At 75.1% G+C, this 21,629-nt stretch carries 20 protein-coding genes and 1 pseudogene; 12 read left to right on the top strand and 9 right to left on the bottom strand.

All coding sequences use genetic code 11. The features are described 5' to 3' along the window. Positions 1-8: 8 nt before the first annotated feature. Positions 9-662, bottom strand: coding sequence for a GntR family transcriptional regulator (locus ACFYUZ_RS16155; RefSeq protein ID WP_389309402.1), 654 nt, complete (start codon positions 660-662; stop codon positions 9-11). A gap of 216 nt (positions 663-878) precedes the next feature. On the opposite strand from ACFYUZ_RS16155, the gene ACFYUZ_RS16150 reads away from it, so the two are divergent. Beyond that, a complete protein-coding gene (locus ACFYUZ_RS16150; RefSeq protein WP_389309399.1) occupies positions 879-2,657 on the top strand; it encodes a CocE/NonD family hydrolase in 1,779 nt (592 codons plus the stop codon). Positions 2,658-2,663: 6 nt separating this feature from the next. On the opposite strand, the gene ACFYUZ_RS16145 is transcribed toward ACFYUZ_RS16150, so the two are convergent. Both ACFYUZ_RS16145 and ACFYUZ_RS16140 read right to left on the bottom strand, forming a co-directional pair. Then, on the bottom strand, positions 2,664-3,752 hold the full coding sequence (locus tag ACFYUZ_RS16145) for an adenosine deaminase (RefSeq protein ID WP_389309396.1): 1,089 nt from the start codon (positions 3,750-3,752) through the stop codon (positions 2,664-2,666). Positions 3,753-4,016: 264 nt separating this feature from the next. Next, entirely contained in the window at positions 4,017-4,778 is a 762-nt protein-coding gene (locus tag ACFYUZ_RS16140; RefSeq protein WP_389309393.1) for a GntR family transcriptional regulator, read from the bottom strand. A 188-nt stretch (positions 4,779-4,966) separates the two neighbouring features. Here ACFYUZ_RS16140 and ACFYUZ_RS16135 point away from each other — a divergent pair, with 188 nt between their 5' ends. The 4 genes from ACFYUZ_RS16135 to ACFYUZ_RS16120 all read left to right on the top strand — a co-directional run bounded on the left by ACFYUZ_RS16135 (position 4,967) and on the right by ACFYUZ_RS16120 (position 7,560). Continuing rightward, positions 4,967-5,218, top strand: coding sequence for a DUF1049 domain-containing protein (locus ACFYUZ_RS16135; protein ID WP_389309390.1), 252 nt, complete (start codon positions 4,967-4,969; stop codon positions 5,216-5,218). Further along, positions 5,215-5,565 carry a hypothetical protein gene (locus ACFYUZ_RS16130; RefSeq protein WP_389309387.1) on the top strand — a complete coding sequence of 117 codons (351 nt, stop codon included), beginning with the start codon at positions 5,215-5,217 and terminating at the stop codon, positions 5,563-5,565. The genes ACFYUZ_RS16135 and ACFYUZ_RS16130 overlap by 4 nt, the downstream gene beginning before the upstream one ends. Before the next feature lie 173 nt (positions 5,566-5,738). Then, positions 5,739-6,278: a GNAT family N-acetyltransferase gene (locus tag ACFYUZ_RS16125; RefSeq protein WP_389309384.1), complete on the top strand. Its 540-nt coding sequence runs from the start codon at positions 5,739-5,741 to the stop codon at positions 6,276-6,278. A gap of 52 nt (positions 6,279-6,330) precedes the next feature. Beyond that, complete coding sequence (locus tag ACFYUZ_RS16120; protein ID WP_389309381.1) at positions 6,331-7,560, top strand: IS701 family transposase; 1,230 nt, start codon at positions 6,331-6,333, stop codon at positions 7,558-7,560. A 282-nt stretch (positions 7,561-7,842) separates the two neighbouring features. Here ACFYUZ_RS16120 and ACFYUZ_RS16115 read toward each other — a convergent pair whose 3' ends face one another. Continuing rightward, positions 7,843-8,175, bottom strand: a complete 333-nt coding sequence (locus ACFYUZ_RS16115) for a DUF6204 family protein (protein WP_389309378.1) — start codon at positions 8,173-8,175, stop codon at positions 7,843-7,845. 190 nt (positions 8,176-8,365) lie between these two features. Here ACFYUZ_RS16115 and ACFYUZ_RS16110 point away from each other — a divergent pair, with 190 nt between their 5' ends. Further along, positions 8,366-10,321, top strand: a complete 1,956-nt coding sequence (locus ACFYUZ_RS16110) for a DUF5107 domain-containing protein (RefSeq protein ID WP_389309377.1) — start codon at positions 8,366-8,368, stop codon at positions 10,319-10,321. A 36-nt stretch (positions 10,322-10,357) separates the two neighbouring features. Here ACFYUZ_RS16110 and ACFYUZ_RS16105 read toward each other — a convergent pair whose 3' ends face one another. Together ACFYUZ_RS16105 and ACFYUZ_RS16100 are read right to left on the bottom strand one after the other, a co-directional pair. Continuing rightward, positions 10,358-11,194, bottom strand: a complete 837-nt coding sequence (locus tag ACFYUZ_RS16105; protein WP_389309374.1) for a methyltransferase domain-containing protein — start codon at positions 11,192-11,194, stop codon at positions 10,358-10,360. Between the two features lie 90 nt (positions 11,195-11,284). Beyond that, a complete protein-coding gene (locus tag ACFYUZ_RS16100; RefSeq protein ID WP_389309373.1) occupies positions 11,285-11,803 on the bottom strand; it encodes a GNAT family N-acetyltransferase in 519 nt (172 codons plus the stop codon). Between the two features lie 181 nt (positions 11,804-11,984). On the opposite strand from ACFYUZ_RS16100, the gene ACFYUZ_RS16095 reads away from it, so the two are divergent. From ACFYUZ_RS16095 to ACFYUZ_RS16085, 3 genes are all read left to right on the top strand, one after another. Continuing rightward, positions 11,985-13,199 carry a sulfite oxidase gene (locus ACFYUZ_RS16095; protein ID WP_389309370.1) on the top strand — a complete coding sequence of 405 codons (1,215 nt, stop codon included), beginning with the start codon at positions 11,985-11,987 and terminating at the stop codon, positions 13,197-13,199. A gap of 82 nt (positions 13,200-13,281) precedes the next feature. Further along, positions 13,282-14,514, top strand: coding sequence for an aminotransferase class I/II-fold pyridoxal phosphate-dependent enzyme (locus tag ACFYUZ_RS16090; RefSeq protein WP_389309368.1), 1,233 nt, complete (start codon positions 13,282-13,284; stop codon positions 14,512-14,514). A 76-nt stretch (positions 14,515-14,590) separates the two neighbouring features. Continuing rightward, a complete protein-coding gene (locus ACFYUZ_RS16085; protein ID WP_389309366.1) occupies positions 14,591-15,631 on the top strand; it encodes an MBL fold metallo-hydrolase in 1,041 nt (346 codons plus the stop codon). Here ACFYUZ_RS16085 and ACFYUZ_RS16080 read toward each other — a convergent pair. Together ACFYUZ_RS16080 and ACFYUZ_RS16075 are read right to left on the bottom strand one after the other, a co-directional pair. Then, positions 15,611-16,336: a DedA family protein gene (locus tag ACFYUZ_RS16080; RefSeq protein WP_389309365.1), complete on the bottom strand. Its 726-nt coding sequence runs from the start codon at positions 16,334-16,336 to the stop codon at positions 15,611-15,613. The two genes, ACFYUZ_RS16085 and ACFYUZ_RS16080, sit on opposite strands and share 21 nt — an antisense overlap. Continuing rightward, positions 16,333-17,112 (bottom strand): MBL fold metallo-hydrolase, encoded by a 780-nt coding sequence (locus tag ACFYUZ_RS16075; protein WP_389309363.1) that lies wholly within the window; start codon positions 17,110-17,112, stop codon positions 16,333-16,335. The genes ACFYUZ_RS16080 and ACFYUZ_RS16075 overlap by 4 nt, the downstream gene beginning before the upstream one ends. A 134-nt stretch (positions 17,113-17,246) precedes the next feature. Here ACFYUZ_RS16075 and ACFYUZ_RS16070 point away from each other — a divergent pair, with 134 nt between their 5' ends. The 3 genes from ACFYUZ_RS16070 to ACFYUZ_RS16060 all read left to right on the top strand — a co-directional run bounded on the left by ACFYUZ_RS16070 (position 17,247) and on the right by ACFYUZ_RS16060 (position 21,480). Next, positions 17,247-17,651, top strand: a complete 405-nt coding sequence (locus ACFYUZ_RS16070) for a hypothetical protein (RefSeq protein WP_093873244.1) — start codon at positions 17,247-17,249, stop codon at positions 17,649-17,651. A 196-nt stretch (positions 17,652-17,847) separates the two neighbouring features. After that, the gene (locus ACFYUZ_RS16065) at positions 17,848-20,043 is read left to right on the top strand and encodes a phage holin family protein (RefSeq protein ID WP_389309360.1); all 2,196 of its coding nucleotides are present in this window, start codon (positions 17,848-17,850) and stop codon (positions 20,041-20,043) included. A gap of 66 nt (positions 20,044-20,109) precedes the next feature. Further along, complete coding sequence (locus ACFYUZ_RS16060; RefSeq protein ID WP_389309358.1) at positions 20,110-21,480, top strand: amino acid permease; 1,371 nt, start codon at positions 20,110-20,112, stop codon at positions 21,478-21,480. Here the strand turns inward: ACFYUZ_RS16060 and ACFYUZ_RS16055 are convergent. After that, positions 21,477-21,629: pseudogene (locus ACFYUZ_RS16055) on the bottom strand (IS481 family transposase); the annotation flags it as partial. The gene ACFYUZ_RS16060 and the pseudogene ACFYUZ_RS16055 sit on opposite strands and share 4 nt — an antisense overlap.

The following is a 21,629-nucleotide window of genomic DNA, read 5'->3' as shown; positions in this document are numbered from 1 at the left end:
CCGGGTTCCTACTCCGACGCCGTCCTGCGCTGGTGCGCGGCGGCCTCGTCCCGGCTCGTCTCCAGGTGCCGCAGGGCCAGCTTCTCGACGCGCTCCACGTCCCGCGCCTCGATCCCCCGGTACAGCTCCGCGTGCTCCTCGGCGACGACGGTGAAGTCGTCGTGCTGCCCGAGCAGCCAGCGCATCCGGCTGCGCAGCGTCGCGTTCAGCTCGCTGAGCAGGGCGTTGTCGGCCAGCTCCGTGACGGTCTCGTGGAAGTCGGCGGCCGCCCGCCGGGCGGCCTGCCCGTCGCCCCTGGCCGCGGCCGCCAGCTCGGCGTCGAGGTCGGCGCGGAGCTTGGCGAGCCCCGCCCGGGTGCGGCGCTGCGCGGCGAGCCGGAAGCCGAGGATCTCCAGGGCGGACCTGACCTCGCCGAGGTCCGAGATGTCGGACGCCGTGAACTCGCGGACCACCGCCCAGGTGCGAGGGCGGGGCGTCACCAGGCCCTCCGCGACCAGGTCCCGCAGGGCGTCGCGGACGGGCAGCCGGCTCACGTCCAGCTCGGCCGCGATCTCGCGCTCCACCAGCCTGCTGCCGGGGGCCCGGGTCCCGTCGATGATCTGATCGCGCAGGACGCGCGTCACCCGCTCCGATTCGGGTCTGAATTCCTCAGCGCCTGTCATGCGGCCATTCTCCCATCGGGGGGCGAGCGGCGGCTGTCCGCGGGACCCGGCCGTCCGTGCGGGGAGCGCCGCCTTCACTGAATCTCCGTCAACAACCTTCGTCCGGCGCGTTGACGGCCTCATGACACGTGTCACAGCATGGGCGCTGCCCGGGTACCTACCAGTCGGTAGGTGGTGCCGGGCCTCTCGGTGCCGTCCTCAGCGTGGAGGTCCCCCGTGTCCCGTGCCGTGCCCCGATCCCGCAAGGCCCTCGCGCTCGTGGCCGGCGCGGCCGCGCTCGCCGCGCCGCTCGCCCTGGCCGCGCCCGCGAGCGGCGCCGAGGCCGTCCCCGGCCCCGGCGCGTACACCGTCACCCCGCTCCGGTTCACCGTCGAGGCGGGTGGCCGGAGTTGCGCGGTCGACGCCGACCTCTACCGGCCCGCCGGTGCGGACGCCGTCCACCCCGCGCCCGCCGTCCTCGCCACCAACGGCTTCGGCGGCAGCAAGAGCGACGGCTCCACCGCCGCGATCGGCAAGGCCTTCGCCGAGCGCGGCTACGTCGGCCTCGTCTACTCGGGCCTCGGCTTCGGGAAGTCCGGCTGTCTGATCTCCCTCGACGCCCCGGAGGCCGACGGCCGGGCCGCCGCCCGCCTCGTCGACTTCCTCGCCGGCGGCCGGGCCGCCGACGACGGGACCCGCGTCGACTTCGTCACCCGGGACGGCGCGGGAGACCCGCGCGTCGGCATGATCGGCGGCTCCTACGGCGGGGCCGTCCAACTCGCGGCCGCCTCCGTCGATCCCCGTGTCGACGCCCTCGTCCCCCTCATCACCTGGAACGACCTCGCGTACTCGCTCGCCCCCAACGCCGCCGACCGCGCCACCCCCGGCGTCTTCAAACGGCAGTGGGCCAACGGCTTCTACCTCATAGGCGAGGGCCAGCCCCTGCTCTCCCCGTCCCTCGACCCCAGCCGGATCAACTCCCTCGGCTGTCTGCACTTCGTCACCGACGCCTGCGACACCGTGAGGCTCCTCAACTCCGGCCGCTACCCGGCCGCCGAGACCGAGAAGATGCTCACGTACGCCCGCAGCGTCTCACCGGTCTCCTACCTGGACCGGATCACCGCCCCCACCCTGATCGTCCAGGGCCAGTCCGACAGCCTGTTCAACCTCAACGAGGCGCGCGCCACCTACGACCGGCTGCGCGAGCGGGGCGTCGACACCCGGATGATCTGGCAGTCCTGGGGCCACAGCGGAGGACAGAGGCCGGGCGAGCTCGACCTCGGCGACCCGGAGGGGAGTTACGTCGGGCGGCGCGTCCTCGCCTGGTTCGACCGCCACCTCCGGAAGAACCCGGCCGCGGACACCGGACCCGCCTTCGCCTGGTACCGCGAGGGGCGGAGCGGTTACGGCACCGCCGACCGGGTCCCGGCGCTCAGCCAGAAGCTGTACCTCTCCGGCGACGGCAAGCTCGTCGACGACCGTGCGAAGGTCGTCCGCGGCTCCCGGCAGTACGGCAACCGGCTGGTCCCCACCAGCCACTCCGAGTCCTCGCTCGCCGGGACGATCGGGCTCCCCGACCCCCGGCCGTACGACACCCCGGGCACCTACCTCGGCTGGGCCAGCGCCCCGCTCACCGCGCCCGTGGACCTCGTCGGCGCGCCGAGGGCGACCCTCCGGGTCGTGTCCCCGGCGACCGAACGCGTCCAGGACTCGGGCGACGCCGCCGACAAGCTCGTCCTCTTCGCGAAGCTGTACGACGTCGCGCCCGACGGGGCGAAGACCCTGGTCAACCGGCTGGTCGCGCCGGTACGCGTCCCGGACGTCACGCGTCCCTTCACCGTCGAGCTGCCGGCCATCGTCCACCGGTACGAGACGGGCCACCGGCTGGAGTTCGTCGTCGCGGCGAGCGACACCGCGTACTCCGGCAACCGGGGGATCAAGCCGGTGACCGTCGTCAGCGCCCCCGAGTCCACGGGGACGCTCTCCCTGCCCCTGGTGGAGGGCAGGGTCGGCTAGGACGCCTCAGAGCGCCGCGTACCCCGGGCGGACGACCTCGTCGATCAGCCGCTGCCGCTCCGGCAGCGGCAGGAAGGCGGCCTCCAGGGCGGCGACCGTGAACTCCTCGAAGACCTCGGGGCCGTACCCGAAGGCGTCCACCATGTGCTGGAACTCCTCGCTCATGGTGGTGCCGGAGACCAGGCGGTTGTCGGTGTTGAGCGTGATCCGGAAGCCGAGCCGGCGCAGCTCGTCGATCGGGTGCGAGGCGTAGTCCTTCGCGGCGCCCGTCTGGAGGTTGGAGGTCGGGCAGACCTCCAGGGCGATGCGGTTGTCCCGGACGTACGAGGCGAGCCGGCCCAGCGTGCCGTCCTCGGCGATGTCGTCCGTGATCCGCACGCCGTGGCCGATCCGCTCGGTGCCGCAGACCTGCACGGCCTCGTGGATCGACTCCGCGCCGACGGCCTCGCCGGCGTGGATCGTGTAGTGGCAGTTCTCCCGCTTCAGGTGCTGGAAGGCGGCCAGGTGGCGGGCCGGCGGGTTGCCGATCTCGCCGCCGGCTATGTCGAAGCCCGCCACGCCGTTGTCCCGGTGCGCGACCGTGAGCTCCGCGATCTCCAGGGAGCGGTCGGTGTGGCGCATGCCGGTGAGGAGGGTGCGGACCGTGATCCGGCCGCCGGTGCGGCGCTCGCCCTCGCGGAAGCCGTCGTTCACCGCCTCGACGACCTCGTCGAGGGTCAGGCCGCCCTCCAGGTGCTGCTCGGGGGCGTAACGGATCTCGGCGTAGACGACGCCGTCCGCCGCCAGGTCCTCGGCGCACTCGGCCGCGATGCGCACGAGCGCCTCGCGGGTCTGCATGACCGCGCAGGTGTGGGCGAAGGTCTCCAGGTAGCGCTCCAGCGAACCGGAGTCGGCGGCGTCCCGGAACCAGACCGCGAGCTCGGCCGGGTCCTCGGTCGGCAGCGCGGTGTAGCCGCACTCCCGCGCCAGCTCGACGATGGTCGCGGGGCGCAGTCCGCCGTCGAGGTGGTCGTGGAGGACGGCCTTGGGGGCCCGGCGGATCCACTCGGAGACGGTGGCGGCGGCAGGCGTGGCAGGGTTGTCAGACAAGTGCATGGCGGGGAAGTGTACGCCAAGGGCGCGTGGGGCGCTGTGACGGGTTCGACGGGCGGTCGGCCGGCCGGGAACTCCGCTCCTGCGCGGGCCGCCCTCGGGCCTCACGGCTCGCGGCTCCGGCGCGCGGAGTCGCCCCGCCGTGGCCCACCGCCAGGGCCCGGGCGGGCCCCCGTTCCCGCTCGGTCCGGCGGCGGCCGTGGTGCCGGTCGGGAGCGGCGGTCGGGGGCGGCGGTCGGGACGGGCGAGGCGCTCCCCGTCCCCCGCTCAGTACGACTGCAGCACCGGCAGCGCGGCCGTGCCCGTGGGGAGCATGTGCTTGGCCGCCAGGACCGGCGTCTCGCCGACCCGCACCACCTGGGTGACCAGGACGGCGGGGGTGTCCGCCGGGCGCCCCAGCTGCTCCCCGCGCCGCCGCCCGAGCAGTGTCGCCGTGATCCCGCTGTGCCCGCTCAGGGCCGTCTCCCGCGAGGCCCCCACCAGCACCGCCAGCATCGAGACCGCGCCGCCGGCGCTGGTGCCCGGCTCCGCGGCCCGCAGGGCCCGCGCGAACTCCGGGTGCACCCGGCCGAGCAGCTCGTCGGGCGCCGCCCACTCGTGGCTCAGCGCCGTCGCCGTGCCCTCCCCGCCGAGTACGGACTCCCAGAACCGCAGCTCGGCGCGGGCGGGCGCGAGCAGGTGCTGGGTGGTGAAGTCGGTCGGCTCCTCGACGGTCCTGAGCAGCGCCCGCACCCGCAGCGGGGCGCCCGCGCCGATCAGCTCCTCCAGCGGCTGGACGTGCTCGAAGCCGCGCCGGGGCGGACGGTCGTTGACGGTACGGCCCACCCCGCGCCGCACCGTGAGGACGCCGTCCTCCTGGAGCAGCAGCAGCGCCTCGCGCAGGGCCGGCCGGCTGACGCCCAGCTCGGCGGCGAGCTTCGGCTCGGAGGGGAGCGTGGAGCCCGGCGGGTAGGTGCCGTCGTGGACGGCGTCCGCGATCCGCTCGTAGAGCGCCACGACCGGTCGCCGCCGCTGTCCGCTGACCGCCACGGCCCCTCCTCGTCTCGTCCCCGGCTCGCTCCGCGCCGGTCTTCGCACCACGGTAGTCGGCCCACGTTGTCTGACAAGTCACCCGTACGGCTCTGCTCGCCGTCACGGGGAGGCGCCCCGCGTCCCATTCTGGTCCCACGGCTGCGGCCGGGTACGACCGACGGCACGACGGAGGAGAGGGGCCGGGCATGAGTCCCAAGCAGGCGTCACGGGCAGCGGGCGGGGGCGCGTCCCGGACGGCCGGAGCCCTCACCCCGGGGCGGATCGCGATGACCGCGGTCGCGGTCCTCGCCCCGGCCCTCGTCTTCGAGAACACCCGCGAGGTGAAGATCCGCCCGCTGGTCCCCGAGGTCGCCCCGCCGCTCTGCGGGGCGCTGCTCGTGACCGCCCTCCTCGGTGCGGGCCGCGGCTCCCGCTTCGCCGTCCGGGGGCGGAAGTGAGGAGGGCCACCGTCATCGGCGTCGGCGCGGTCCTGGCGCTCGCGGCCGTCGCCGCCTCCTCGGCGGAGGGCGCCGCCACGCCCGGAGACGAGGCCGGGGCCCGGCCGATGCCGGACTTCCTGGGCCGGGGCCTGTGGCAGGTCTTCACCCGCCTCGACCGCCGGACCCGGCTCGACGTCCACGATGTCAGCGGCCGCGACCGGCGGGTGCTCTGGCCGCCGTGCTGGGAGGTCTGCACCCAGTACCCGGGGGCGGGCACGGCCCTCGACCGGCGGACCACCGTCATGATCGGAGTCGTGCGCAAGGGGGAGACCTGCCCGCCCCGCGTCCGCGACGCCCGCCGCTGAGGGGCCGCGCGCCCCGCCGGCCCCGCGCCCGCCGCCGAAAGGCCCCGCGCTCCACCGGCCCCGCCCCCGCCGCCGAACGTCCGCACCCCGCCCGCCGCCGCAAGCCCGCGCCCCGCCGCCGCGCGCGGCCGAAAGCCCGTGACCTCCGTCCCCCGCCCGCCTAGCCTGGCCGCATGTCCGACGAACCCGCCGCCTACCTCGCCGTCGGGCCCCGCGTGGGCCTGCGCCCCTTCTCCCTCGCCGACGCCGAGGAGTTCACCGCCCGCGCCCGCGAGAGCCGGGAGCTCCACCGCCCCTGGCTCTTCCCGCCGTGCACGGCCGAGGCGTACGCCGCCTACGCGGCCGCTCTGATCGCGGATCCGGCGCGCGCGGGCTTCCTGGTCTGCGAGCGCGCCGACGACGGGATCGCCGGCTTCGTCAACATCAACAACATCGTCCGCGGCGCGTTCCGCAGCGGCGCCCTCGGTTACGGCGCCTTCGCGCACGCCGCCGGGCGCGGACTCCTCACCGAGGCCCTCGGACTGGTCCTGGAGCACGCCTTCGGCCCCCTGGAGCTGCACCGGCTGGAGGCGAACATCCAGCCCGGCAACACCGCCTCCCGCGCCCTGGTCCGCCGCGCGGGCTTCCGCCTGGAGGGCTTCTCGCCCGCGATGCTGCACATCGACGGGGCCTGGCGGGACCACGAACGCTGGGCGATCACGGCATCCGACTAGTAGTGCTTCGTTACGTCGAGTGATCTCGCCTGGTGGTGGGCATCTTCCGGTCATGAGGCTGGGGGAGGTGGAACGGCTCCGGGGTGAGTTATCGGAGTTCGTTGCCGATGTGTTCGCCTCGCTTCCGCGGCGGGATCAGCGGCGGTGGAGCGGGTGTTATCTGCGGGGTCTGATGCTGGACGGGCGGCGCAAGTCCATCCAGCCGATGGCCGAGCGGCTGCCGGACGGAAACATGCAGGCCCTGCAGCAGTTCGTGAACCAGTCGCCATGGGATCCGCTGCCGGTGCGGCGGCGGATCGCCGAACGGCTGAGCGAGGCGATCGCGCCCGAGGTATGGGTGATCGACGATGTGTCGTTTCCCAAGTGCGGCACGGCGTCGGTGGGGGTGGCCCGGCAGTACTGCGGAGCGTTGGGCAAGCGGGCGAACTGCCAGGTCGCGGTCAGCGTCCACGCGGCCACCGACACGGCATCGTGCCCGCTGGAGTGGGAGTTGTTCCTGCCCGAGGAATGGGCCCGTGATGACCGGCGGCGCCGGCGGGCCGGGGTCCCGGACCAGGTGGGGCATGTCCCCAAGGGCCGGTTGGCTCTGGGGCTGCTGGACCGGCTGGCCGCGCAGGGCCTTGAAGCGCCGGTGATCGTGGCGGACGCCGGCTACGGCCGCAGCGTCTCTTTCCGGCTGGCGCTGGAGGAACGCGGCTGGTCCTATGTGATGGCAGTGGACCCGAAGGAGATCGCCCGCCCGGTCGCGGCCGAGCCGTTCCAGCCGGCCTACGGTGGTCTGGGGCCGCCCACGCTGCCCCGCTATCGCGAGTCGGCCCGGCCCCTGACCTCGTTCGTCACCACGGACACCCCATTCGAAGAGGTCGTCTGGCGGCAGGGCAGCAAGGGCCGGATGACCTCGCGTTTCGCCGTGGTCGAGGTCAGGCCGTCGGGCAAGGAAGCCTGCCGCACCGCTCAGGAACAGGCCGGAGGCCGAAGCCGCTGGGACGGTGTCCTGCCGCTGCGGACCCTGCTGGTCGAACAGCCCGAAGACGCGGACGGGCCGACCGGCTACTGGATGACCAACCTGCCCGCCACCACACCCGTCACCGACCTGGTCCGCTGGGCGAAGATGCGCTGGCGCATCGAACACGACTACCGCGAACTCAAACACGGCCTGGGCCTGGACCACTTCGAGGGCCGCACCTGGCGCGGCTGGCACCACCACGTCACCCTCGTCACCGCCGCCCAGGCCTTCCTCACCCTGCGGCGGCTCGACCCAAAAGCCCACACGCCGGCCTGACCCTCTACCAGGTCCTCGACACGCTCCAGGACCTGCTGCAGTGCTGGACCGGCACCTGCACCACCTGCGGCCGACCGCTGCCCCGCAACAGAACCAGACTCAGAACCTAACGAAGCACTACTAGGGCCTGTCTTTCGGATCATGCCGGGCTCGCGGGGCCCGGCACGCGCGCTCGCCGCGTTGTCGTCGGTCGCCGACGCTCCGCGTCGGCTCCCTCCTCCGCCTTGCGATCGCACGCACCGGGCCCCGCTCCCCGATCCGGCCTGATCCGAAAGACAGGCCCTAGCGCTTCCGGTTGATCTTCATCGTGTCGAGGTCCGTCACCGTCGAGCGCAGCGCCCTGTACCCGTGCCCCAGCTCGCCGAGCGCCTTCTCCACCCGGTCCTCCGCGATCGCGCCCGCCATCTCGTCGCCGTCCTCGGCGTCCGAGACGACGACCAGGCGGTACGAGAAGTGCTTCAGCGTCCGGTCGTAGGTCAGCGAGCCCTCCTCCGTGAACTGCATCGCCGTCAGCCCGTGCGCGTCCACCTCGGCGAGCAGCCGGGACCGGCTCTCCTCCGACAGACCGTCGAACGTGCCGCGCACGATGACCCGGTAGGTGTGCTGCGTGCCCATTCCTCGTACTCCCTGTGCCACTGGTCCCCGCCCGCCCGGGCGGCGGGCCGGCCCTCCACACTACGGCGGCGGGCACCGCCGTCGCCGGGAATATCCGGGCGCCCCGCCCCGGCCGCCCTGCCGGGGCCTGAACGAAGCCTGACGTGGAGAACCCCTGGTCAGGACCGGCTCCGGCGTGTTCCATGGATCGATGACGACCGTACGACGTGCCGTACTGACGCTGCCCGCGGCCCCGTTGGGCCCGGACAACCCCCTTCCCGCACTGCGGGCCCCCGCCAGCGCCGGGGCCCACGCGGTCGACGCCCGGACCCTCGCGGAGCTCCCGCGCGACATGGCCCGGGGCATCGGACGCGCGCCCCTGCGCAGCCTGCTCCCGGCCCCCGTGCGGGACGGCTACGGCCGCGAGCGCACGCCCGTGGACCTCGACGCGATCGTGGTCGAGAACGACCGGCTCCGGGTGACCGTGCTGCCCGGCCTCGGCGGCCGCGTCCACTCCCTGCACCACAAGCCCACCGGCCGCGAACTCCTCTACCGCAACCCCGTCCTCCAGCCCGCCGCCTTCGCCCTCAACGGCGCCTGGTTCTCCGGCGGCATCGAGTGGAACATCGGTGCCACCGGCCACACCGCCCTCTCCTGCTCGCCCCTCCACGCGGCCACCGTCCGCGCCCCCGACGGCGGCCCGATGCTCCGCCTGTGGGAGTGGGAGCGCCTCCGCGACCTGCCCTTCCAGGTCGACCTGTGGCTCCCGGAGGGCTCCGACTTCCTGTACGTCGGCGTCCGCGTCCGCAACCCCCACGAGCGGACCGTCCCCGCCTACTGGTGGTCCAACACCGCCGTCCCCGAGGAGCGCAGGATCCTCGCGCCCGCCGACGCGGCCTGGCACCACGGCCACGAACGCGGCCTGGACCGCCTCCCCGTGCCGGTCGCCGGGGACGGCACCGACCGCTCGTACCCGCTGAACGGCGCCCACGCCGCGGACTACTTCTACGACCTGCCCGAGGGGCAGCGCCGCTGGATCGCCGCCCTCGACGCGGACGGCCACGGACTCGTCCAGACCTCCACCGACGCGCTGCGCGGCCGCAAGCTCTTCCTGTGGGGCACCGGGCGCGGCGGCCGGCGCTGGCAGGAGTGGCTGACCCGGCCCGGCACCCCCGGCTACGCCGAGGTGCAGGCCGGACTCGCCCGCACCCAGCTGGAACACCTGGAGCTCGCGGGCGGCGCCGAGTTCAGCTGGCTGGAGGCGTACGGGCCGCTCGCCGCCGACCCCGTCGCGGCCCTCGGCGACGACTGGGCCGCCGCCCGCACCGACGTCGAGGCGAAGCTGGCGGCGGCACTGCCCCGCGCCGCCGTCGACGCGGCGTACACCGCCTGGCGGGAGGGCGCCGCCGACGCCGGACCGGAGACCGTCCTCGCGGCCGGCTCCGGCTGGGGAGCCCTCGAAGTCCTGCGCGGGGGACACGCGCTGCCCGGTACGCCCTTCCCCGAGTCGACCCTGGGCCCGGACCAGGGGCCCTGGCGGGAGCTCCTGCGCACCGGCGTCCTGCCGCCCCCGGCGAAGGGCGCGGGACCCGGCGCGCCGCTGGTCGCCGCCCCCTGGCGGGACATGCTGGAGACCGCCCCCGCCGACCCGTCCACCGAGTACCACCTCGGCATCGCCCAGTGGCACGCGGGGGACCGCGCCCAGGCGGTACGGAGCTGGGAGCGCGGACTCCACCGGGCCGAGGCGCGCTGGCCCCTGCTGTACTGCCTGGCCGTCGCCGACCAGGAGGACGGGCATCCGCGGCGGGCCGCCGAGCGGTTCGCGGAGGCCTTCGCCGACCACGCGGACCACGACGGGGGCGAGCTGGTGGCCGCCGCCCTCGGCCGCGAGGCCACGGAGGCACTGCTCGCCACGGGCCGGCCCGGTCCGGCACGGGAGCTGTGGGCGCGGCTGCCGGACGAGGTCCGGGGGAGGGGCGCCTTCCGCTTCCTGGAGGCCCGGCTGCTGCTCGCCGAGGGCCGGAGGGACGAGGCCCGTGCCGTCTTCGACGAGGGCTTCGAGGTCGCGGACCTGCGCGAGGGGGCGGAGACCCTCGGCGAGGTCTGGGCGGAGATCACCGACGAACCCCTGCCGGACGCCTACGAGTTCAGGACGCGCCCGAACTGAGGGGCCGGGGACGGGGCGGGTCCGCCGCGGTACGGGTCAGGAGACCCGGCACAGGATCTCGCCGTGCGGGACCATGAACCAGGCGTCCTCCTGCCCGCCCCACTCCCGCCAGGCCTCCGCGATCGACTCCAGCTCGGCGGCGGTCGCGTGCCCGCCGTCCACGGCCAGGTCGGCGTAGCCGGAGGCGGTCGTACGGTCCGCCCACAGGCCGCTCCACCAGCCCCGCTCCTCGGGGGTGGCGAAACACCAGGTCGCGGCCGTCGTCGTGATCTCGGTGAAGCCGGCCTGCCGGGCCCAGGAGAACAGTCGCCGTCCCGCGTCCGGTTCGCCGCCGTTGGCGCGCGCGACCCGGTGGTACAGGTCCAGCCAGCCGTCCAGGGCGGGCCGTTCGGGGAACCAGGCGAAGGCCCCGTAGTCGCTGTCGCGGGCCGCCACGACACCGCCGGGCCGGCACACCCGGCGCATCTCGCGCAGCGCCTGGACCGGGTCGCCGACGTGCTGCAGCACCTGATGGGCGTGGACGACGTCGAAGGAGTCGTCGGGGAAGTCCAGGGCGTGGACATCGGCGACCCCGAACTCGACGTTCTCCAGGCCGCGTTCGGCGGCGCCCCCGCGGGCCTTCGCCAGGACGTCCTCGGCGGCGTCGACCCCGGTGACCCGGCCCGGCGCGACCAGCGCGGCCAGGTCGGCCGTGATGGTGCCGGGCCCGCAGCCCACGTCCAGCACGTCCAGGCCCGGGCGCAGTTCGGGCAGCAGGTAGGCGGCGGAGTTGGCGGCGGTCCGCCAGCTGTGCGAGCGCAGGACCGACTCGTGGTGGCCGTGCGTGTAGACGGCGGTCTCGGAGGCCGCGGGCTGCGCGGAGGCGTGCGTCATCGAAGCGTCTCCCTCGGTGTGGGTGCGTGCCCCCACCGTAAGCGGCGCGGCCGAATGATGAGACCCGTGTCTTGTCATGTGGATATCGGGTCAGTCCGACAGGGCCCGCCGGTAGCGGAGTTCCTCCAGCGTCCGGCCGCCCGTCTCCTCCCGCACCGCCGTTCCGTCCGGCCGCCAGCCCCCCGCCTCGTAGAACCTCCGCCCCCGGGCGTTGCCCGCGAACACCCACAGCGCTGCCGTCCGGAACCCGGCCGCGCCGAGCGCCTCGGTGGACGCCGTCAGGAGCGCCCGCCCGACACCCGTGCCCCAGACCTCCGGCAGGGCGTACAGCGCGGCGAGCTCGGCCGTGCTCCCGGGCGCGAACTCCCCGTCCGGCCAGGGCCGGAAGCACGAGAAGGCGACGATCCGCCCGCCGTCCCCCGTCGCCACCAGCACCGTGGGCCGGTCCGGCGCCGCGAGGCGGGCGCGCCAGACGCCGGCGCGCTCCTCGACGTCCAGGGCGTCGAGGTAGGGGCCCGGGAGCAGGTCGCGGTAGGCGGCCCGCCAGGACAGGACGTGCACGGAGGCGAGGGCCGCGGCGTCCTCGGGAAGCGCTTCACGTATCGGCATGCCGCATTCTCGGCCCGGGGCCCTCATGGCCGCTCGCGATTTCCCGCGCGCACCCCTCCGTCCCCGATCCGACGAACCCCGTGTGACAGCCCTGTGAACGGACCGTCCGGACCGTCCCCGCGCCCCTAGGGTGGGGCCCGTCGCCCGATGGTCCGTCCCTTGTCCTGTGCCGAGGAGCCCCGTGCCGTACTCGCCCGCGCCCGCCCGCCGCTCCCTGCTGAAGCTGCTCGCGGCGGGCCCCGCGGCCTCCGCCCTCGGCGGCCTCGCCACCGTCCCCGCGTACGCTGGTCCCATGGACGTCGTGGCGGACGCCGCGCCCGGGATCGTCAAAGCGCTCCCGCCGGAGTACTTCACGGTCCGCGGGACCAACGCCGAGGCGCGGTTCGACCGGCTCGGGGACACCGGCCTCCTCACCCCCGCCGACCGCTTCTTCGTCCGCAACCACACCTCCACCCCCGTCCTCGACGCCGCCGACTGGCGACTGACCCTCTGGGGCGACGGACTCCACGGCCGGAGCCCGGTCCACTTCACCTACGGGCAGCTGCGGGACCTGCCCTCCGTCACCCGTACGGCCCTGATCGAGTGCGCCGGAAACGGCCGCAGCCTCTACGCCACCCAGCAGGGCGAGCCGGTCACCGGCACCGCCTGGACCCTGGGTGCCGTCGGAGCCGCCCGCTGGCGCGGCGTCCGCCTCTCCGACGTGCTCCGGAAGGCCGGGATCGCCCGCGACGCCGTCGACCTCCAGCCCCGCGGCCTGGACGACCCGTACGTCTCCGGCGGCGTCGACTTCGGCCGGGTCCGCCGCCCCCTGCCGGTCGCCAAGGCGCTCGACGACGTGATCCTCGCGTACGAGATGAACGGCGAGCCCCTCCCGTACGACCACGGCCACCCCGTCCGGCTCGTCGTGCCCTCCTGGGTCGGCATCGCCTCCATCAAGTGGCTCGGCGACATCGAGGTCTCCACCAAGCCGCTCACCTCGCCCTGGTCCACCACCTGGTACCGCCTCTTCGGCGACGCCCACCCCGCCGGCGGGAGCGCCCCGATCAGCCGCCAGACCCTCAAGTCCGCCTACCAGCTGCCCTTCGGCGCCACCCTGGAGGCCGACCGCCCCCACCGGCTCACCGGCCGCGCCTGGTCCGCCCTCGCGCCCGTACGGACCGTGGAGGTCTCCACCGACGGCGGGGCCCACTGGCGGCCCGCCCGGCTCCACGACACCCCGCGCCGCGACGGCTGGGTCCGCTGGAGCGTGCCGTGGCGCCCGCGCACCACCGGACAGGTCACGCTGCTCTCCCGCACCACCGACGCCGCCGGGAACACCCAGCCGGAGCGGGCCGTGCACAACACGCAGGGATACCTCTTCAACGCGGTCGTGCGTCACCCGGTCACCGTCGTCTGAAGGGGCGAGAACGCCCGAACCTTCGTATAAAGGGCACGGGGGTGCCCACCCGGCGCCCCCGCGCGCTCAGGAGGTACGGGACATGCGGCAGACGGCGCCGGAAGGCCGCGGGCCGGTGCGCTACGGACCTCCCGCGCCCGACACCGGCCTCCCCGTCCTGCCCGGACTCGCCGGGCTGCTCGCCGCCGCCTCCGGACGGACCACCCCCGAACCGCCCGGCGGCGGCCCCGTCCTGCGCGAGGCCGCCGCCGGCTACTGGTGGCGGCGCGGCCTGCGCACCCACCCCGAGGACGTGGTGGCCGCCCCCGGCGCCCCCGCGCTCCTCCTGGCCCTGATCGCCGCCCACGGCGGCGACCTCCTGCTGCCCCGCCCCTGCCCCGCCTGGTGGACCCCGCAGGCCCGGCTCCTCGGCCGCCCGGCCTACCACGTGCCCACCCCCGCCGAGGCGGGCGGCGTCCCCGATCCGTACGCCCTCCTGGAGACCGTCCGCCGGATCCGCGCCGAGGGCGGCGACCCCAGGGTCGTGCTGCTCTCCGTCGCCGACGACCCCACCGCCACCGTCGCCGCGCCGGAACTCGTCCGCGAGGCCTGCGAGGCGGCCGTCGCCGAAGGCCTGCACGTCATCAGCGACGAGACCTGGCGCGACACCCTCCACCAGCCGGGCGGCGCCGTGCTGCTCAGCCCCGCCGAGATGTGCCCCGACGACGTCACGGTCCTCACCGACCTCGGCGGCGCCCTCACCCCCGCCGCCTGGCCCTGCGCCGTCGCCCGCTTCCCGCCCACCGACCCGTCCCGCGCCGACCGCTGGACCGACCGCAGGGCCCGGGCCCTCGACGTGCTCACCGTCCTCGGGGCCCTCGTCCCCGGGCCCGTGGCCCCCGCCATGGCCCACGCCCTCGACGAACCCGAGGACGTCACCGTACGGGCCCGGAGCGCCGCCGCCGTCCACGGCCGGCTCGCCGGGGCCGCGCACCGCGCCGTCCTCGCCGCCGGAGCCCTGGCCCGGCCGCCGCAGGCCGGCCGCCACCTCTACGCCGACCTCGGGCCGCTGCGCGCCGGGCTCGCCGCCCGGGGCGTCACCGACTCCCTGGAGCTGGAGAGCCACCTCACCGCGCGGCTCGGAGCCCCGGCGACCGGCGGCCACCGCTTCGGCGACGAACTCGGCGCGCTGCGCGTCAGGTTCGGTACCGGCATGTTCCTGGGCGCCACCGAGGAGGAGCGCGCCGAGGCCCTCGGGGTGGCCGATCCCGTGGAACTGCCGCACGTCGCCCGTGCGTTGGATGACTTCGGAGGAGCCCTGGAGGAACTCCGGTGACCGGGTCCGCGGGCCGGCGCCCCGCGACCACCGCCCCTCCACGACGTGTCGAGCACGAGCGGAACGGAGCCCGCAGATGACCGAACGGACGGCACCTCCCGCCCGGGCCGGACAGGCCCCGGCCCCGCAGCTCCCCGGCCGGGCCGAGCCCCCCGCCCTGCAGCCCGTCGGCCGGCTGCGGAAGGACTGGCCCCGCACCTTCGCCGACCGGCTCACCGCGCCCCTCCCCGGCGTCCGGGCCCTGGCGCGCCTCGCCCGCGAAGGGGCCCTGCGCCCCCGCCCCGAAGGCCTCCGTGACATCCCCCTGCTGCCCTTCGAGCCCGGTCCGCTGCCGCCCGCCGGGCCCGACACCCTCGCCGTCACCTGGGCCGGGCACGCCAGCTGGGTCCTGCGCGTCGGCGGGCTGACCGTCCTCACCGACCCCGTCTGGTCCCGTCGCATCTTCGGCACGCCGGCCCGCCTCACCCCCGTCGGGGTCCGCTGGGAGGACCTGCCGCCCGTCGACGCCGTCGTCATCAGCCACAACCACTTCGACCACCTCGACGGCCCCACCCTCAAGCGGCTGCCCCGGCACACCCCGGTCTTCGTCCCGGCCGGACTCGGCCGCTGGTTCACCCGCCGCCGGTTCAGCCGGGTGACCGAGCTCGACTGGTGGGAGGCGGCCGAACTCGGCGGAGTGCGCTTCGACTTCGTCCCCGCGCACCACTGGTCCAAGCGCACGCTCCTGGACACCTGCCGTTCCCTGTGGGGCGGCTGGGTCCTCACCGACCGGGCCGGGCGCCGGATCCACTTCGCCGGGGACACCGGATACGGCCACTGGTTCGCCGAGATCGGCCGCCGCTACCCCGGCATCGACCTGGCGCTGCTCCCGATCGGCGCGTACGCCCCGCGCTGGTGGCTCAGCGACGTCCACACCGACCCCGAGGAGGCGGTCCGCGCCCACCAGGACCTCGGCGCGCGGCGGATGGCGCCCATGCACTGGGCCACGTTCGTGCTGTCCTCCGAGCCGGTCCTCGAACCCCTCACCCGGGTCAGGGCCGCCTGGGAGAAGGCCGGCCTGCCCCGCGAGGACCTGTGGGACCTGCCGGTCGGCGCCTCACGGGTGCTCGTGCCCTGAGGCGCCGGGCGAGCCCTCGCGCTGCTGCCCCGACGCGCCGGGCGAGCCCTCGCGGTGCCCGGGCCCCGACGCGGCCCCGGTGCCCCGAAGCCGCCGCCACAGCGTCGGGACCGCGCTGACCAGCACGGTCAGTCCCACCGCCGCCAGCACGCCCTGCCAGGGCTCGGGGAAGAGCGAGCCGCCCAGGACGCCGATCAGCTGGTACGTCGCCGCCCACGCCAGGCAGGCCGCCACGTCCCCCCGCGCGAAGCGGCGCAGCGGCATCCGGGCGAGCAGGCACGCCAGCATGACCGGGATCCGCCCGGCCGGCACGAGCCGGGACAGCACGAGCACCGACACCTGGTGGGTGTCGAGCCGCTCCTGCGCGTGCGCGAGCCGCTCCGGCGTCACCCGGGACCGCAGCGCGGCGAGCCACCGCGAGCCGTTGCGGGAACGGACCCCGCGCTGCCCGAGCCAGTAGAGAGCCGTGTCGCCGAGGAACGCCGCGGACGCCGCCACCAGGAAGACGTAGAGCAGCGAGAACGGCGAGGACTGGTGGAAGGCGACCACCGCCGCCGAGCTGACGATCGCGCCCGTCGGCACGACCGGCACCAGCGCGCCGAGCGCCACGAGCAGGAACAGCGAGGGATAGCCGACCGCCTGCTGCGTCGACTCCGGCGGCAGCTCGCGCACCGCCGTGACCAGCCCGGTGACACCGGGGATCACCGCGCCACCTCCGGCCGCACCCGGTCGCCGTGGCCGAGGAGGTGGACCGCCACCTTCGGCGCGAGCCGTGCCGCGTGCCGGACGAACTCGTCGCCCGGCGCGTGGAACTCGTGCGGCCGGACCCCGTCGAGCCCGATCGGCCAGTACGTGCCGTAGTGCACCGGCACCGCCGCCGCCGGCGAGAGCGCGGCGAGCGCCTGGGCCGCCCGCCCCGCGTCGAGGTGGCCGTGTCCGAGGTAGGGCCCCCAGCCGCCCACCGGCAGCAGGGCCACGTCCACCGGGCCCACCGCGTCCGCCATGCCGTCGAACAGGCCGGTGTCCCCGGCGAAGTACGTGCGCGCCTCGCCCTCGACGACGTACCCGAGCGCGGGGGAGCGGTGCGGTCCCACGGGCAGCCGCCGCCCGTCGTGGAGCGCGGGGACGGCCCGTACCGTCAGGCCCTCCACCGTCACCGCGTCACCCGGCTCCACCTCGGTCAGCCGCAGCCCGTTCCGGTCGAGCCTGCGCAGCCCGGGCACGGCGGCGGGCGCGCCGCGCGGCACGAGGACCCGCGTCCCCGGGGGGAGCCGGGCGAGCGAGGGGAGGTGGAGGTGGTCGGCGTGCAGGTGCGAGACGAGGACGGCCTCGGCGCGGGCGGCCTCGGGCGGCGGCAGGGCGCCGCGCCGCCGGCGCAGGTGCGCGAGCCGCCGCGCGAACAGCGGATCGGTGAGGAAACGGACCCCGGAGTCCTCGACCGTGCAGGTGGCGTGCCCCCACCAGGTGACCTCCACCGGCATGCCGTCCTTCCGCCGTCCGCCTGTCCGTCCGTCCGCCTGTCCGTCTCGTCAGACGTCTGTCGTAACGAGAGTAAATGTCCGGAGCGCGCTCCGGAGGATGTTCGGGCGTCACCTTCCGGCAGTAGGGTCGGTCCATGGACGACGTTCGGGTGGCGGCGATCGCCAGCCTCACCCCGCTCGAAGAGCTGGACAGCGACCCCTTCCTGGTCGACACGCGGGGCCAGCACGCGGTGTGCGCCCGCTGGGCCGACGACAAGGGGTACGTGCTCGCCCGCCAGCTGTTCTGCTACGGAATCCGCCCGGACCACGCGGCTCTCTGGGCCGATGTGGAGGCCGGGACGGTGGACCTCTTCGTGGCCCCCAACGAACGGGTCCTCGCCCGCGCGTTGACCTCCGTGCCGGGCTTCCGCGCCGAGTGCGAGCGGCGCGGCGTGCGGGTGGAGACCGTCGGACTTGACGAACCTCCGTACGACAAGGCGGCCAAGGCGGGCGTGCACCGGCGGCTCTCGATGCCCACCGCCGGGTACGACGGCTCCTGAGACCGTCTTCTCGGACCGGTTCCGCGGACCGTCCCCTCGGACCGTTTTCTCGGACCGGTTCCTCGGGCCGACTTCTCGGGCCGTCTCCCTGACCGGCCCCCGACGCCCCGTCCCGGTGCGGACTTCCCCCTTTCCCGCCCGACCGCGGCCGTTGTGCCACGCTGGGGGCAGGAAACGGGCGAAAGGCGAAGCGGGCGTGGGTGACGGGCGATGGGGTGGCGCCGACCGCTGGCGGTCCGCGGGCAGAACTCTGGCGCGGGTGCTCGTGGTCTGGGCGGTCTCCACGCTCACGATGCTCCTCCTCGCCGGGCTGCTGCCCGACTTCCAGCTCCAGTCCGCCGACGGCGACAGCTTCACCAGGACCGCCCTCACCGCCGCCACGGCCGCAGGCGCCTTCGGTCTGCTCGGCGCGCTCGTCTGGCCGTTGATCGTGCGGGCGCTGCTGCTCGTCCCGGCGCTCGTCCTCGGACTGCTCGTCTTCTTCCTCAACGGCTCGCTGCTGCTCGTCGCGCTGTGGCTGATCCCCGACGGGCGGGGCGCCGCCGCCCCGGAGACCGCCGTCGTGGTGGCCGCCGTCATGTCCGCCGTGGCCTCCGGCACCTCCACGGCCCTCGCCGTCCGCGACGACGACGCCTACCGGCGCCGGCTCTACCGGCTCACCGGCCGCACCCGCCCCCGTGACCCCGGCGACACGGGGGAGTCCGTGCCCGGCACGGTCTTCCTCCAGCTCGACGGCGTCGGCCACCACGTGCTGCGGGGCGCCGTCGCCGACGGCCTCATGCCGACCGTCGCGGGATGGCTGGAGGCCGGCCACCGGCTCACCCCGTGGCGCACCGACTGGTCCAGCCAGACCGGCGCCAGCCAGCTCGGCATCCTGCACGGCTCCAACGAGGACGTGCCCGCCTTCCGCTGGTACGAGAAGGACACCGGCCGGCTCATGGTGTCGAACCGCCCGGCGAGCGCCGTCGAGCTCCAGCGCAGGGCCGTGCGCCGCACCGGGGACGGCGGTCTGCTGACCGTCGACGGGGCCTCCCGGGGCAACCTCTTCAGCGGCGGCGCCGACCAGCTCGCCCTCGTCCTGTCGATGGCCGCCCGGCGCGGCCGCCGCAACCGCTCACGAGCCGGCTACTTCGCCTACTTCTCCGACCCGGCCAACGCCGTCCGCACCGCCGGGTCGCTCGTCGCCGAGTGCGTCCGGGAGGTGTACCAGTCGACGCGGGCGCGGCTGCGCCGGGAGTCGCCGAGGGTCTCGCGCGGCGGCACGTACCCCTTCGTCCGCGCCTTCGCGACGGTCGTCGAGCGGGACGTCGTGGTCTCCGCCGTGATGGGGGACATGCTGGCCGGGCGGACCGCCGTCTACGCCGACCTCGTCGCGTACGACGAGGTGGCGCACCACTCGGGGCCACACGGCCGCGACACGGACCAGGTCCTGGCGCGCCTCGACCGGGCGATCGCGCTCATCGCCACCGTCGCCGAGCACGCCCCGCGGCCGTACCGGATCGTGCTCCTCTCCGACCACGGGCAGAGCCCCGGCGAGACCTTCGAGTCGGCGTACGGGCTGACGCTCAAGGACCTCGTACGGGCCGGATGCGGGCTGCCGGTGCCGCGCCGCGTGCGGCGCACCCGCTGGGGGCACCCCCGGACGGAGTCCGGGGGAGGGGCGGAGGCGCGGGACGCGGCCAGGGACGCGCTGCGCAGCGCGCTGCACCGGCCGGTGGACGAGAGCGACGAGGCGGCCCGGGAGCTGCCCGCCCGGCCCTCCGAGCCGGTGGTCCTGGCCTCGGGCAACCTGGGGCTCGTCTCCTTCCCCGACGTGCCGCACCGGATGACCCGGGAGGAGATCGACCGGCGCCATCCGGCTCTCCTGCGCACCCTCGCGCACCATCCGGGCGTCGGCTTCGTGCTGGTGGCGAGCTCCGAGCACGGCTCGGTGGTGCTCGCCCGCGACGGGGTGGAGGTGCCGGTCGCCGAGCTCGCGGACGACGGACCGCTCGCGGTCTTCGGGCGGGGCGCGGCGCGGGCGGTGCGGCGCACGGACGGCTTCCCGCACGTCGCGGACATCATGGTCAACTCCATGTACGACCCGGCGACGGGCAGCGTGCACGCCTTCGAGGAGCAGATCGGCTCGCACGGCGGTCTCGGCGGGGAGCAGTCGCACGCCTTCCTCCTGTCGCCGCCGGACCTGTCGCCGCCGGTCGGGGCGGGGGAGGAGCTGGTCGGGGCGGAGCAGGTGCACCGGGTGCTGCGGCGCTGGCTGCGCGAGTCCTCGGGGCCGCAGGTGCCGATCGGGCAGGCGGGGTCGCCGGGGTCGCCGGAGATTTCCCCGCCCACGAGCTATGCGGAATCACTTCTTCCGGTCGATGACCCCGTCCCGCAGGACAAAGACCGCTGATTTGGACGCCTGTTCGCCGTTACCGGACGATGGTCCGGATTTGTACGACGGAAGGCGCACCACCCCATGAGCACGGCCACCACGACTCCACAGCGCGGACCCGGGACGGACGTCCCGCCGGCCGACCGGCACGCCCGCCGCTTCGGCCTCCCCATCGCGACGGCCCTGGTCATGGGCAACATCATCGGCGGCGGGATCTTCCTGCTGCCCGCCTCCGTCGCCCCCTACGGCACCATCAGCCTCCTCGCCTTCGGCGTCCTCACCCTCGGCGCGATCGCCCTCGCCCTCGTCTTCGGCCGGCTCGCCCACCGCCTGCCGCAGACCGGCGGACCCTACGTCTACGCCCGCGCCGCCTTCGGCGACTTCGCGGGCTTCCTCGCCGCCTGGTCGTACTGGATCACCGCCTGGGTCTCCAACGCCGCCCTCGCCGTCGCCGCCGTCGGCTACCTCGACGTCCTCGTGCCCGTCCACGGGTCCAAGCCCGCCACCATCGCCGCCGCCCTGCTCTTCCAGTGGCTGCCCGCGCTCGCCAATCTGGCCGGCACCCGCTACGTGGGCGCGGTGCAGCTCGTCGCGACCGTGCTCAAGTTCGTCCCGCTGATCCTCGTCGCCGTCGGCGGCCTGTTCTTCTTCGACAGCGCCAACCTCGGGCCGTTCCACCCGGGCGAGGGCGGCGCGCTCGGCGCGGTCTCCGCCTCCGCCGCGATCCTGCTCTTCAGCTACCTCGGCGTCGAGTCCGCCGCCGTCAGCGCCGGCGAGGTCCGCGACCCGCGCCGCAACGTCGGCCGCGCCACCGTCCTCGGCACCCTCGGCGCCGCCGCGGTCTACCTCCTCGGCACCCTCGCCGTCTTCGGCACCGTCGCGCACGACGAGCTCGTCACCTCCACCGCGCCCTTCTCCGACGCCGTGAACGCCATGTTCGGCGGCTCCTGGGGCGGCGCGGCCGTCGCCTGCATGGCCATGGTCTCCATGCTCGGCGCCCTCAACGGCTGGACCCTGCTGAGCGCCCAGGCCCCCTACGCGGCCGCCCGCGACGGCCTCTTCCCCAAGGCGTTCACGGTCAAGCGGCGCGGTGTGCCGACCGTCGGCGTCCTCGTCACCGTCGTCCTCGCCTCGTTCCTGACGGTCTACAACTACACGGCCGGCACGAAGGGCGTCTTCGAGATCCTCGTCCTCGTCACCACCTTCACCGCCACCGTGCCCTACCTGCTGTCCACGGCCGCCCAGGTCTACTTCCTGCTCTCGGGCCGGTCCGAGGAGGTCTCCCGGGCCCGGCTCGCCCGCGACGCCGTCCTCGCCCTCGCCGCCTTCGGCTTCTCCCTCTGGCTGGTCGCGGGCTCCGGCTACGCCGCCGTCTACCAGGGCGTCCTGTTCCTCTTCGCGGGCGTCCTCGTGTACGCCTGGATGGCGGCCCGCAAGCAGCGGGCGGCCGCCTAGGTGTATTGCCCAGTGAGGTTGGGGACGCGGCTGGCGGGTGGTTTGCCTGCGAGTGCGGTGTGTCCGCGGTGGTGATTGTAGGAGTGCAGCCAGCTCGGGAAGGCGTCGCGTCGTTCCTGTTCTGACCGGTAGGGCCGGGCGTAGGCCCA

Origin of the sequence: Streptomyces sp. NPDC004266, assembly GCF_042874095.1 — a bacterium.
GTDB lineage: Bacteria > Actinomycetota > Actinomycetes > Streptomycetales > Streptomycetaceae > Streptomyces.
This window is presented reverse-complemented; position numbering and strand designations above follow the sequence as displayed.

Excerpts from the sequence above, each read along its gene's own strand:
- ACFYUZ_RS16120 (WP_389309381.1), top strand. The coding sequence starts at position 6,331 with ATGAGGCTGGGGGAGGTGGAACGGCTCCGGGGTGAGTTATCGGAGTTC.
- ACFYUZ_RS16090 (WP_389309368.1), top strand. The coding sequence starts at position 13,282 with ATGCGGCAGACGGCGCCGGAAGGCCGCGGGCCGGTGCGCTACGGACCT.
- ACFYUZ_RS16145 (WP_389309396.1), bottom strand. The coding sequence starts at position 3,752 with ATGCACTTGTCTGACAACCCTGCCACGCCTGCCGCCGCCACCGTCTCC.
- ACFYUZ_RS16070 (WP_093873244.1), top strand. The coding sequence starts at position 17,247 with ATGGACGACGTTCGGGTGGCGGCGATCGCCAGCCTCACCCCGCTCGAA.
- ACFYUZ_RS16075 (WP_389309363.1), bottom strand. The coding sequence starts at position 17,112 with ATGCCGGTGGAGGTCACCTGGTGGGGGCACGCCACCTGCACGGTCGAG.
- ACFYUZ_RS16060 (WP_389309358.1), top strand. The coding sequence starts at position 20,110 with ATGAGCACGGCCACCACGACTCCACAGCGCGGACCCGGGACGGACGTC.
- ACFYUZ_RS16110 (WP_389309377.1), top strand. The coding sequence starts at position 8,366 with ATGACGACCGTACGACGTGCCGTACTGACGCTGCCCGCGGCCCCGTTG.
- ACFYUZ_RS16105 (WP_389309374.1), bottom strand. The coding sequence starts at position 11,194 with ATGACGCACGCCTCCGCGCAGCCCGCGGCCTCCGAGACCGCCGTCTAC.
- ACFYUZ_RS16135 (WP_389309390.1), top strand. The coding sequence starts at position 4,967 with ATGAGTCCCAAGCAGGCGTCACGGGCAGCGGGCGGGGGCGCGTCCCGG.
- ACFYUZ_RS16100 (WP_389309373.1), bottom strand. The coding sequence starts at position 11,803 with ATGCCGATACGTGAAGCGCTTCCCGAGGACGCCGCGGCCCTCGCCTCC.
- ACFYUZ_RS16125 (WP_389309384.1), top strand. The coding sequence starts at position 5,739 with ATGTCCGACGAACCCGCCGCCTACCTCGCCGTCGGGCCCCGCGTGGGC.
- ACFYUZ_RS16155 (WP_389309402.1), bottom strand. The coding sequence starts at position 662 with ATGACAGGCGCTGAGGAATTCAGACCCGAATCGGAGCGGGTGACGCGC.
- ACFYUZ_RS16115 (WP_389309378.1), bottom strand. The coding sequence starts at position 8,175 with ATGGGCACGCAGCACACCTACCGGGTCATCGTGCGCGGCACGTTCGAC.
- ACFYUZ_RS16085 (WP_389309366.1), top strand. The coding sequence starts at position 14,591 with ATGACCGAACGGACGGCACCTCCCGCCCGGGCCGGACAGGCCCCGGCC.